At 37.6% G+C, this 12,446-nt stretch carries 9 protein-coding genes; all 9 read right to left on the bottom strand.

What is annotated here, in order from left to right; genetic code table 11:
* Window positions 1-4: 4 nt before the first annotated feature.
* The 9 genes from ruvB to LB454_RS09825 all read right to left on the bottom strand — a co-directional run bounded on the left by ruvB (window position 5) and on the right by LB454_RS09825 (window position 12,404).
* Window positions 5-1,027: a Holliday junction branch migration DNA helicase RuvB gene (ruvB, locus tag LB454_RS09865; RefSeq protein WP_224464504.1), complete on the bottom strand. Its 1,023-nt coding sequence runs from the start codon at window positions 1,025-1,027 to the stop codon at window positions 5-7.
* Window positions 1,028-1,096: 69 nt separating this feature from the next.
* Window positions 1,097-2,917: a cytochrome c oxidase subunit I gene (locus LB454_RS09860; protein ID WP_224464503.1), complete on the bottom strand. Its 1,821-nt coding sequence runs from the start codon at window positions 2,915-2,917 to the stop codon at window positions 1,097-1,099.
* Window positions 2,918-2,938: 21 nt separating this feature from the next.
* Window positions 2,939-3,985 (bottom strand): cytochrome c oxidase subunit II, encoded by a 1,047-nt coding sequence (locus LB454_RS09855; protein WP_224464502.1) that lies wholly within the window; start codon window positions 3,983-3,985, stop codon window positions 2,939-2,941.
* A gap of 23 nt (window positions 3,986-4,008) precedes the next feature.
* Window positions 4,009-5,316 carry a quinol:cytochrome C oxidoreductase gene (locus LB454_RS09850; protein ID WP_224464501.1) on the bottom strand — a complete coding sequence of 436 codons (1,308 nt, stop codon included), beginning with the start codon at window positions 5,314-5,316 and terminating at the stop codon, window positions 4,009-4,011.
* A gap of 30 nt (window positions 5,317-5,346) precedes the next feature.
* On the bottom strand, window positions 5,347-5,838 hold the full coding sequence (locus LB454_RS09845) for a c-type cytochrome (RefSeq protein WP_322962866.1): 492 nt from the start codon (window positions 5,836-5,838) through the stop codon (window positions 5,347-5,349).
* 100 nt (window positions 5,839-5,938) lie between these two features.
* Window positions 5,939-6,466, bottom strand: coding sequence for a DUF3341 domain-containing protein (locus LB454_RS09840; RefSeq protein ID WP_224464499.1), 528 nt, complete (start codon window positions 6,464-6,466; stop codon window positions 5,939-5,941).
* Entirely contained in the window at window positions 6,466-7,932 is a 1,467-nt protein-coding gene (gene nrfD, locus LB454_RS09835; RefSeq protein ID WP_224464498.1) for an NrfD/PsrC family molybdoenzyme membrane anchor subunit, read from the bottom strand. Before nrfD ends, LB454_RS09840 begins: the two co-directional genes overlap by 1 nt.
* Window positions 7,933-7,964: 32 nt before the next feature.
* On the bottom strand, window positions 7,965-11,039 hold the full coding sequence (locus tag LB454_RS09830; protein WP_224464497.1) for a TAT-variant-translocated molybdopterin oxidoreductase: 3,075 nt from the start codon (window positions 11,037-11,039) through the stop codon (window positions 7,965-7,967).
* Window positions 11,040-11,066: 27 nt separating this feature from the next.
* Entirely contained in the window at window positions 11,067-12,404 is a 1,338-nt protein-coding gene (locus LB454_RS09825; protein WP_224464496.1) for a c-type cytochrome, read from the bottom strand.
* Window positions 12,405-12,446 lie beyond the last annotated feature (42 nt).

The raw sequence follows: 12,446 nt of genomic DNA, 5'->3' as shown, positions 1-12,446 counted from the left end.
TTGATTAAAATAAACCTCCTTGCTTACTTTCTCTAAGCTTTCCAAGGTGTTTGTAGGCCGAGTCCGTGACTTCTCTGCCTCGCGGAGTTCTGTTGATGAAGCCTTTCTGGATTAAAAAAGGCTCGTAAACCTCTTCAATAGTTTCAGCGTTTTCACTCACCGCTGTTGCGAGGGTAGTCAAGCCCACGGGTCCGCCTTTAAACTTGTCAATGATAGTTAAAAGTATTTTGTTGTCCATATCATCCAGACCAAAAGCATCCACATTTAAAGCTTTTAGGCTATATCTTGAAATTTCCATATCTATTTTACCATTGCCTTTTATTTGGGCAAAATCCCTCACACGCCTTAGTAATGCATTGGCAATCCTTGGTGTACCCCGACTTCTTCCAGCAATTTCTATTGCGGCTTCGTTTGTAATAGAGACTCCAAGAATGGAAGCACTTCTCAAAATAATATCGCTTAGTAATTCAGTAGAATAATATTCAAGTCGGCTGGAAATACCGAAGCGAGCCCTCATAGGTGCTGTGAGTAGACCCGATCGGGTTGTAGCACCAACGAGTGTAAAAGGATTTAGATTGATCTCTACACTTCTGGCATTAGGCCCAGATTCAATCATGATATCAATCTTAAAATCTTCCATGGCTGAATATAAATACTCTTCAACTACTGAACTCAGTCTATGAATTTCATCAATGAATAGAACATCACGGGGTTCAAGATTGGTTAATAAGCCAGCTAGATCGCCAGGTTTGTCGATAACAGGGCCAGAGGTGATCTTGATCCCTGTTTGTAGTTCGTTGGCTAGGATATGTGCTAAGGTAGTCTTACCAAGTCCAGGAGGTCCATGAAACAAAGTATGGTCAAGGGCTTCGCCACGAAGATTTGCAGCTTTTACAAAGACCTGCAAATTCTCTAAAACATGAGATTGCCCCGCAAAATCATCAAATGAAAGAGGTCTTAATGCTCTTTCGACTTCCTGATCCTGGTTGGAAAAATTACTTCCAGTAGCATCTAAATTTTCATTCATATAGCAAAGATAAATAAAAAAGCCCCCAAGGAATTAATACTTGGAGGCTTCTAACTTTAAATTGATAAATTATTCATTCATCTCTTCTTCATTGTCTTGGATGGGAACGTTCTGAGGAACGAAATCCTGACCCGCGATTATGTAGTCTGTATCTTCTTTATTCATTTTACTGTAATCGTATGACCATCTGTAGACTTTAGGAATTTCGCCTGGCCAGTTACCGTGAATATGTTTCACAGGCGTAGTCCACTCAAGTGTGTTGGATTTCCATGGATTTTGTTCAGCTTTCTTACCATAAAAAATAGAGTGAATGAAGTTGTAAACAAAAAACAGTTGAGCTGCTGCGGTGATGAAAGCAAATACAGAAATCAAAATATTAGTATCGGCTAAATCATCGAAGTATGGAAATTCAGTAAATTTATAATAACGTCTAGGTAATCCAGCCATACCGATAAAATGCATTGGGAAAAAGATTCCGTAGGCACCAATAGCGGTGATCCAGAAGTGTACATAACCCAAATTCTTATTCATCATTCTACCAAACATTTTTGGAAACCAGTGATAAATACCAGCAAAAAGGCCATACAAAGCTGAGATACCCATTACCAAGTGGAAGTGAGCAATAACAAAATAGGTATCATGGACATTAATATCCAATGTACTATCCCCCAAAATAATACCCGTTAAACCACCAGTAACAAAAGTTGAAACCAGGCCAATTGAAAATAACATGCCAGGGTTGAGCTGGAGGTTACCTTTCCAAAGGGTAGTGATATAATTAAAGGCTTTTACACCAGAAGGAATTGCAATAAGTAATGTTGTAAATGTAAATACAGAACCTAAGAATGGATTCATACCAGAAACAAACATATGGTGACCCCATACCACTGTAGATAAGAATGCAATTGCTAAAATGGAGGCAATCATCGCTCTATATCCAAATATTGGTTTTCTAGAGTTAGTGGCGATAATTTCTGATGTGATTCCAAGAGCTGGAAGCAATACAATATAAACTTCTGGGTGTCCTAAGAACCAAAATAAGTGTTCATACAAAACTGGTGAACCTCCCTGGTAAGAAAGCACCTCACCCTGGATGTAAATGTCACTTAAAAAGAAAGATGTCCCAAAGCTTCTATCCATTAACAGCAATAAACCTGCTGCCAGTAATACTGGGAATGAAACAACCCCTATGATGGCTGTTACAAAAAAGGCCCAGATAGTAAGGGGTAACCTTGTCATGGTCATCCCTTGAGTCCTTAAGTTAAGAACAGTAACAATATAATTAAGAGAACCTAAAAGCGAAGAAGCAACGAATATAGTGATAGCTACAAGCCACAAGGTCATACCTAAACCTGAACCACCAATGGCCTGAGGCAAGGCGCTTAAAGGTGGATAAACCGTCCATCCTGAAGATGCGGGACCAGCTTCAACAAAAAATGAGGAAACAATAACTATACAAGAAATAAAGAACAACCAAAACGAAAGCATATTCATAAATCCTGAAGCCATATCTCTAGCTCCAATCTGAAGAGGGATAAGTAAGTTACTAAAGGTACCACTCAAACCAGCAGTAAGTACATAAAAAATCATTATGGTACCGTGAATGGTAGAAAGGGCTAAATATATACTTGGGTCCATTACACCATCTTTACCAAATTTGCCCAGCAAAACTTCATAAATCCAAAAAGATTCGTTTGGCCAGGCCAACTGAAGCCTCATGAGCATAGACATAGCTATACCAATAAAGCCCATGATAAGTCCGGAAATTAAATACTGTTTAGCGATCATCTTGTGATCTGTACTAAAAATGTACTTTTCTATGAAAGTGGGCTCGTGGTGACCTTCCTCGTGTGCATGATCGTTCGCTAATGGTTGTGCAGCTACTGACATATATTCTTATTTATTTTGAAATTAATTTTGGGCTGTTAATTCTTTAAATGTTTGTTGTTCAGATATCCATTTTTGGTATTCCTCTTCAGTCTCAACAACAATCTTCATTTGCATGTTATAATGGTTTGATCCACATATTTTATTACACAACAAATAATACTCAAATTCATATGACTTCTCATCTTCATCCAAATTATCGTTGTTTTTGCGAATTTCGTTGATATTTCGAACTTTTTCAACCATGTAATCGCTATTTCGGATTTCTTTAGAAGTTGTTGTAGGTGTGAAACCAAATTGGGTAGTCATGCCAGGAACAACATTCATTTGGGATCTAAAAAAAGGAAAATATGCTGAGTGTAAAACATCTTGAGACCTAAATTTAAACAACACAGGCCTATCCACAGGAAGATGAAGTTCAGATGTGATAATGTCATCTTGAGCATAAGGGTCTGATTCATTCAAACCTAACTGATTAACCCCTTCGATAAATCTTACATTAGCTTCACCTAGAGTTCCATCTGCACCAGAATATCTTGCTCTCCAGTCAAACTGATATGCATAAATTTCGACTACCAAAGTATCATCAGTTTCTTCAACATTCATAATTTCAGACCAGCTAAACAAACCATAAATAATTAGAGCAGCAAGGGTAATTACAGGAATAATCGTCCAAATAAATTCAAGTTTATCATTATCAGCATAAAATAAAGCTTTTTGTCCCTTTTTGCCTCTGTATTTGTATGCAAACCAGTGAATCAAGAACTGAATTATAACTTGAACAAACATGATTAAACCAAGAGAAATAAAGAAAAGTTGATCGTAATCTTCTGCATGTGAAGAAGCACCTGGAGCATAAAATCTGCTTAAACTCCAGAATGAATAGATCATCAATCCATATAGAAATACAGTGAAGACCAGAAACAATTTTCCCTGCTTTTGATTGTCTTCATTGTTGGCTATTTGAGAATCGTCGCTCTCAATAGGCTGAGATAATTTGAAGATTTTAGAAATCTGCCAGATTGTAATTCCTAATAAGGCTGCGACAATAATTATAAGTAATGCGGTCATCTTCTATCTTTCTTTTAAATATTTTAGTAGTGAAAATGTTTACTTTCTTCTAAGAAAGCACTATGTTTAACGGTTAATGGAGCTTTAGCTAAGGCATTAAAAACTGAATAGATGAAAACTCCAGATATAAGTAAAACTGAACTGATTTCAGGAATACCAATAAACCAGGATTCTCCCACGGTACCAGGCATAATCATCACAAAGAAATTAAGGTAGTGTCCAAGTAATATGATAACACCAGCAAAGACAACAATCCAATTAACTCTTTTGAAATCAGAATTGATTAATATCAACATAGGTAAGACCCAATTCAATATGACGGTTCCGAAAAATAGAACAGGGTAATCTTCTAATCTTGATGCATAATAAGTAACTTCTTCAGGAATATTAGAATACCAAATCAATAAGAATTGTGAGAACCATAAATAAGCCCAGAATATAGAGAAACCCATCATGAATTTAGCCAAATCGTGAATATGACTGTTGTTAACGTGCTCTAAGTAACCTTTTCCTTTCAAGTAAATTGTAACTAAGGCAATGGTTGTTACAGCTGAGACTAGGATACTAGCCAATACAAACCATCCAAATAATGTACTGAACCAGTGAGTATCAATACTCATAATCCAATCCCAGGACATCATAGATTCAGTAACAATAAAGAATACTAAAAATATTGCAGATAACTTGAAGTTACGCTTATGTAATCTTAAATCAAACCCTTCGTCCATCTTTCTAGAATTCTTTATGATGAACTTAGAAAATAATATCCAACCTACTATATAAATAGCGGCTCTTATTAAGAAGAAAGGAGTGTTTAAATAAGCTGTTTTATTTTGAATAATCTCGTCGTGAGCAACAACTTCTGGATCCATCCAAACAAATAAATGGTTGAGATGCAGGCTTGATAGAACCAAAAGTAAATACACTATAATTCCTCCAGGCACTAAATATGAAGATATACCTTCCATCACCCTAAAGAGTACTGGAGACCAGCCTGATTGAGAAGCATTTTGCAAAGCATAGAACACAAAAACACCAAGAGCAATTAAAAATATAAAAATGGCAGGCACGTAGATGGCTGCCCATGGTTTATTCTGTAATTGATGAAAAACATGTTCTGCATGTTCATCTGCATGAGCATCTTCTTCTGATGCGTGAGCGCCTTCCATAGCAACACTTTCACCCCCATGTGAATCATGTTCTGCATGAAGCATTTCTTTAACATCCTCAACAGAAGATGGCGCATCTATGAAACCGTAAATCAAACCTATAGCCCCTACAATTATAAGGATTAAAGAGAATAATTTTATTTTACTTGACATTGTGTACATAATATCTCAGCTATGTATTATAGTTATTTTTTACTCTGATTCTGATTCGAATTCTCTTGGTTCTTTACCTTCCAACTCATCTTTTAATTGCATCACATAATGATCTACTAACCAAAGTTCTTTATTATCCATTTGAGAAGCATAAGAACCCATTGTGTTAATACCATGCCACATCACGTGATAGACACTACCTTCGGTTATAGCTCGACCTTGATCATCATAACTTGGCACACCTAGTATTTTCTCTCTCTCTACTAGATAGCCTTTTCCATCCCCTTTATCTCCATGACAAGTTGCACAATAGATGGTATATAGCTGTCTTCCCTCTGCAAGGTTTTCTTCTGTGTAAGGGACTTCATTTTTAAGTTCCTCCTTAGCTTTCTCATAACCCTCGGATGAATCTTCGTATTCGTAAGGAGTAAATCCTCTGGAAATAGAGCCTTCGTCAACCGTTAAAGCAGATTGTTCCTGAGGAAATATTGGATATTCACCATACGTATCATAAGGAATTGATTCGTACATATTTGGAAAATACTGATAGTTTGGTTGACTTTTATCTGAACATGATACAAGAGTCATACAAAAAGCTATAAGTAAAATGCTAAACAAACTTTTCATAAACTTATTTATTATCTATTAATTTTATTTCGGAGGCACCATTTTCGTGAAGTACCTCTGCAATGGCCTGAACATTCATTTCATTCACTGAAATTTCCATAAGGAACTTGTCGTCTGTTGTTCTTACATCTGGATTTTCAGCTTTCTTAAACGGCCATAATTTACTCCTCATGTAAAAGGTAATAACCATAAGGTGAGCTGCAAAAAAGACAGTCATTTCAAACATGATCGGAACAAAAGCTGGCATGTTTTCGATATAACTAAAACTTGGTTTTCCACCAATATTTTGTGGCCAATCCTCTATCATTATAAAATTCATCATCCACGTTGCAATTGCTAAACCAACCAAACCGTAAAGAAATGAAGTTATAGCTAAACGCGTATGAGGCAAACCCATAGCCTTGTCTAAGCCGTGCACTGGGAATGGACAAAAGACTTCGTTAATACTATATTTTTTTTCTCGCAATGCTTTAACGGCCTGCATCAATATATCATCGTCTGTAAAAATCGCATGTAAAACTTTTGATGCCATTATGAGTTAGATTTTGAATTAAACTGTGCTGAAAAATCTGGTAAAGGTTCCTGTTCTGGCTCATCGTACAACTTCGCGTCATCACCCTTTTCAGCTCTTATTTTTTTATACTTTTCTCCTGAAGATTTTAAAATAGATTTCACCTCTGCCTGTGCAATTACAGGGAATGTTCTTGAATATAATAAGAATAGTACAAAGAAAAATCCTATAGTCCCTACAAATATACCGATATCGACAAATGTAGGTGAGAACATAGTCCAGGCTGAAGGCATATAATCTCTGTGTAATGAAGTTACTATAATTACAAAACGCTCAAACCACATACCAATGTTTACAACTATCGAAATAAAGAAAGAGAACATAATACTTCTCCTTATTTTTGGAAACCACATTACCTGTGGAGAAACTACATTACAAAACATCATTGACCAATAAGCCCACCAGTAAGGCCCTGTTGCTCTATTTAAGAAGGCATACTGTTCGTATTCCACACCAGAGTACCAAGCCATAAATAATTCAGTAATGTAGGCAACACCTACAATAGAACCAGTAATCATGATCACTATATTCATCAGTTCGATGTGTTGTATAGTGATATAGTTTTCAAGATTCGACACTTTTCTCATGATGATAAGAAGCGTGTTTACCATGGCGAATCCAGAGAATACAGCCCCAGCAACAAAGTATGGCGGGAAAATAGTCGTGTGCCATCCTGGAATTACCGATGTAGCAAAGTCAAAAGATACTATTGTGTGAACCGATAATACAAGTGGTGTTGCTAAACCTGCAAGCACAAGTGAAACTTCCTCAAAACGTTGCCAGTCTTTTGCTCTTCCACTCCAACCAAACGCAAGTATTCCATAAATATGCTTTTGAAAAGGTTTTACTGCTCTATCTCTTATCATCGCAAAATCAGGAAGTAAACCTGTCCACCAGAATACCAGAGAAACAGATAAGTAAGTAGAAATAGCAAATACATCCCAAAGTAATGGAGAATTAAAATTGACCCATAAAGAACCATACTGGTTCGGTATAGGAAGAACCCAATAAGCCAGCCATGGACGACCCATGTGAATAATTGGAAAAAGACCTGCTTGTACGACTGAGAAAATAGTCATAGCCTCTGCAGACCTGTTAATAGCCATTCTCCATTTTTGTCTAAAGAGTAGAAGTACAGCCGAAATAAGTGTACCTGCGTGGCCAATACCTACCCACCATACAAAGTTGGTGATGTCCCAGGCCCAACCAATTGTTTTGTTAAGACCCCAGGTACCAATACCTTCAGAGACAGTGTAGACAATACAGCCTAAACCCCACAAAAAGGCTATGAGTGCAATTGAAAAAACAACCCACCATGATTTATTTGCCTTTCCCTCTACAGGTCTTACCACATCCAATGTAACGTCATGGTAAGACTTATCTCCTGTAACTAAGGGTTTTCTAATAGGCGATTCGTAATGAGACATAATTTAGTATAAATTTATTCCTAGTTAGTTGATTATGCTTCTGTTGTATTTCGAACTTTAGTATGATACATCACATTAGGTTTCGTACCGAGGTACTCTAGCAAGTGATACATTCTATCTTCTTGTGTTTTCTCATATACAACGCTTTCTTTATCGTTGATGTCTCCAAATACCATGGCTCCGTTATCGCAGGCAGCAGAACATGCTGTCTGGAATTCTCCGTCTTCAATGACTCTACCATCACGCTTAGCATCAAGAATAGTTTTTTGTGTCATTTGTATACACATAGAACATTTTTCCATCACACCACGAGATCTTACAGTTACATCAGGATTCAATACCATACGACCAAGATCATTATTCATGTGGTAATCAAATTCATCGTTTTGGTTGTATAAGAACCAGTTAAAACGTCTAACTTTATAAGGACAGTTGTTGGCGCAATATCTAGTTCCTACGCAACGGTTGTACGTCATGTGGTTCTGTCCTTGACGTCCGTGTGCAGAAGCAGCAACTGGACAAACCGTCTCACATGGAGCATGATTACAGTGTTGACACATGACAGGCTGGAAAATCACCTGAACATCTTCTGCAGAAGCCACCTCAAGATCACCATAAGTTCCAATAGCACTTCCCAAACCAGAAATATTATTTTTCTTTTCGTAATCTCCTTCAATGGTTTCTTCTGAAGAATAGTAACGGTCAATTCTCAACCAGTGCATATCCCTACTCTTGCGAATTTCACTTTTACCAACCACAGGAACATTGTTTTCGCTATGACAAGCTATCACACAAGCTCCACAACCTGTACAAGCATTCAAATCTATAGAGAGATTAAAGTGATGTCCAATAGATCTGTCAAATTCATCCCAAAGATCAACATCAGGGCTTGTTACTTCAACTTCCTGATGGTTTAAAGAAACCTCTGGAGTAGGATTCCAATGGTGTTTATCTTTCGTGTTAAAAATCTCAAGCGAGGTTTCTTTCACAATATCTTTTCTACCCATCATCGTGTGGTGTAGCTGCACACAAGCAAACTCATGCACTCCACCCACTTTTTCTACATTGACTTGTTGGTTAACATCAAAATCTTTGTAAAGAGGAAAAGCATTTACACCTACCTGCATTTCTTCTTGGATAGACTCTGTCTTTCCATAACCAAGTGCGAGCCCAATAGATCCTGGAGCTTGTCCTGGCTGAATAATTACAGGTAATTTTTCTAATTTATTATCACCAATAGCAACTGTAATGTAATTTCCATTTAAAGCACCATTAGCAACGTTTGTATTTTCAAGATCAAGAGCTTCAGCATCAAATTTCGACATGGTAACGTAGTTGTCCCATGATGTTCTTGTCACTGGATCTGGCATTTCCTGCAACCAAGGATTATTTGCCTGACGGCCATCGCCCATTGATGTTTTAGTATATAAAGTCAGCTCAAATCCTTCTGAATCATTCCTGGAGACTAGTTTTCTTGCTCCTGCAGCAATATTTACAGCAGCAGTTTCGGAAGCGGCTGGCAAATCCATATCATATTCAAAACTACCATCATGAAGAGATTGGTTCCAAGACATACCATCAAAAGTGGACTTGAAATTATCTTTCACATATTCATAGTACTTTGAAGAACTACCATTCAATTTTAACAAACAGTCTTCAAACTGCTTCGTATTGAATAGTGGTTTAATAGTAGGCTGAATTAAACTAAAATCTTTTTTTGTGAATCTAACATCACCCCAAGATTCTAAGTAGTGAGGAGTTGCTGCAATAAATTTGCAAAGCTTGGCTGTTTCGTCTTTCTTCATAGAAAAACTTACAGTAGTATCTACATTTTCCAGTGCAGATATAAATTCATTAGCATTAGGAAGTGAGTAGGCAGGGTTAACTCCGGCAATCATTAGTGCTCCAACATTTCCAGCTTTCATTTCAGAAATCAAAGTGTTGATTTTAGAATTTTTACCCTGACGAATCAAACGTGGATTATCCAAATCAAACACAGCACTTCCGAGTTTTTCATTTATCTCGAGAGCCATTGCCTGGGCTTCAACCGACTGTAGTCCAGTTACAAAAATACCTCCAGAAGAGTTAGATTTCAGTTGAGCAACAGCCTTATCTACGTGAGCTTTTAGTGTATCACTTAGATCAGTTGAAGCCACCCTACCAACAATTTGGTTATAGACTTCAACGACGATTTGTTTTTGTAGAGAAGGTTTAACAGGCACCCTTTTATCCGCATTAGCACCGCTCAAAGTCATATTAGCTTCAAACTGAACGTGACGGGACATTTTACCATCTTTTGGCACTCTGCTCTTACTGTATCCAGAATCAAAAGCACCACCTTGCCAGTCCCCAAGGAAATCTGCTCCTACCGAAACAATCATTTCAGATTTTGAAAAATCATAGTTCGGTAAAGCTCTGTATCCATACTTAGCTTCAAAAGCGTCTAAGGCAGCCTCATCTGAAACTGTATCATAAACCACATGAACTACATTTGGATATTTTTCTTGAAATTCTTTAATCAGCTTATCTGTTGACGGAGAAGCAAACGTCTGCGTCAATAGGTAAGTCCTTTTATCTTCTTTTGTTTTTAACTCTGCTTCTAGAGTAGAGAAAAACTCCGTCCAGGTGACATCTCTATTTTCGATTTGCGGATTTTGAAGACGCTTGATGTCGTATAAATCCAAAACTGAAGCGTGAACTCTTGCCTTACCAGCAGAGAGCCCTTTGGATTCTTTATTGGTTTCAATTTTAATAGGTCGGCCTTCTCTTGTTTTTACAAGTATACTAGCAAAGTCAAACCCATCGGCGATGGTTGTGGCATAGTAATCTGCAACACCAGGAACAATGCGTTCTGGCTGGACCACGTAAGGAATAGATTTAATTACCGGACCCTCACAGGCAGCTAAAGAAGCAGCAGCAGTACTAAATCCAACATACTTTAAAAAGTCTCTTCTAGAAGTCTGAGAACTCTCCAGCTTATCCTTATCACCTAAAAACTCATCTGCAGGAATATGATCTGCAAATTCATTTTGTTCAAGCGCATCTACTAGAGGATTATTATCCTCAAGCTGTTCTGCACTTTTCCAATATTTCTTTTCTGATGACATATTGAACTCTAATTTTCTATATTAATATTAATAATGACACTTTCCACATTCCAGTCCACCCATCTCAGCAGCCGTTAGCTCTTCAACATCATATTTTTTGGAAAGTTCCTCATGTATTTTTTCGTAGTAAGCATTACCCTCAACTTTAATATTGGTTTCACGGTGACAGTTAATACACCAGCCCATGGTTAATGGAGAATGTTGATACATGATTTCCATCTCCTCTACAGGTCCGTGACATTCCTGACACTCTATACCTCCAACCGCAACGTGTTGAGAGTGATTAAAATAGGCAAAGTCCGGAAGATTATGAATGCGCACCCATTTTACAGGCTTGGTTTCACCCGTGTAAGACTGAGACGATTCATCCCATCCTGTAGCTTCATAAAGCTTCTGGATTTCGTTATCATAAAATTCTTTTGAATATTCTTCAGTGGCTGTTTCCTCAGAAACTTCAGCAATCTGTTTGTGGCAATTCATACACACATTCAAGGAAGGGATACCAGAATGCTTTGATACTCTAGCAGAAGAATGACAATATTTACATTCAATTTGATTTTCACCCGCATGAATCCTATGTGAATAATGTATGGGTTGAATTGGCTCATAACCTTGGTCTACACCTACCTGCATCAAGAAACCATATCCGCCCCAAGCTACGGCGAGAAGCAAAAATACAACAGCAACTAAAACTAAAAATTGATTTTCGGCAAATGCAACCCAAATCGGCTTACCCTTAGGCTTATCTGCTCTTACAGGAATTCCATTCGCTTCAGCAAAACGATTAAGCGTTTTATTTACAAGATAAAGTATAACGGAAAGAACAAGAAGCACCACCGCAAGCAGACCTAGTACAATTTCAGTGGAAATTCCACCGCCACCCTGGCCTTCACCGCTAGCGGCAACATCTGTTTCTTTATCTTTTTTGACCTCTTGAGGAACCTCAACGTAGGCCAAAATATTATCCATATCTTCATTACTCAATTGCGGAAAGGCATTCATAGCAACCTGATTCCACTCTTCGTATAATTGAACAGCCTGGCTATCTCCAGACTTGATTAACTCCTGACTATTTACAATCCATTTGTACAACCAATCCATATCCCTTCTTTCGGTAACACCGTGAAGTTTTGGACCTGTTGCATCTCTGTATCGCTTATGGCAAGCAGCACAAAGAGAATTAAATAATTCTTTTCCTTTTGCTTCATCAGCATTTGCAACCTCTTCAGGCACGTAAGAGCCGTAACCTCCTTCTTCATCCTCACCTCCACCATCATCTTGAGCATGCATTGTGAAAGCGAAAAACAAAAGAAACACTAGGATGAATTGTTTCAGAATAAATGGGCGTTCCATCGTCTTTTTCATATAAAATATATTAACCTATTTCAATGTGACGCCCATAAATAC

It is taken from the genome of Psychroflexus montanilacus, from assembly GCF_020164535.1.
GTDB lineage: Bacteria > Bacteroidota > Bacteroidia > Flavobacteriales > Flavobacteriaceae > Psychroflexus > Psychroflexus montanilacus.
This window is presented reverse-complemented; position numbering and strand designations above follow the sequence as displayed.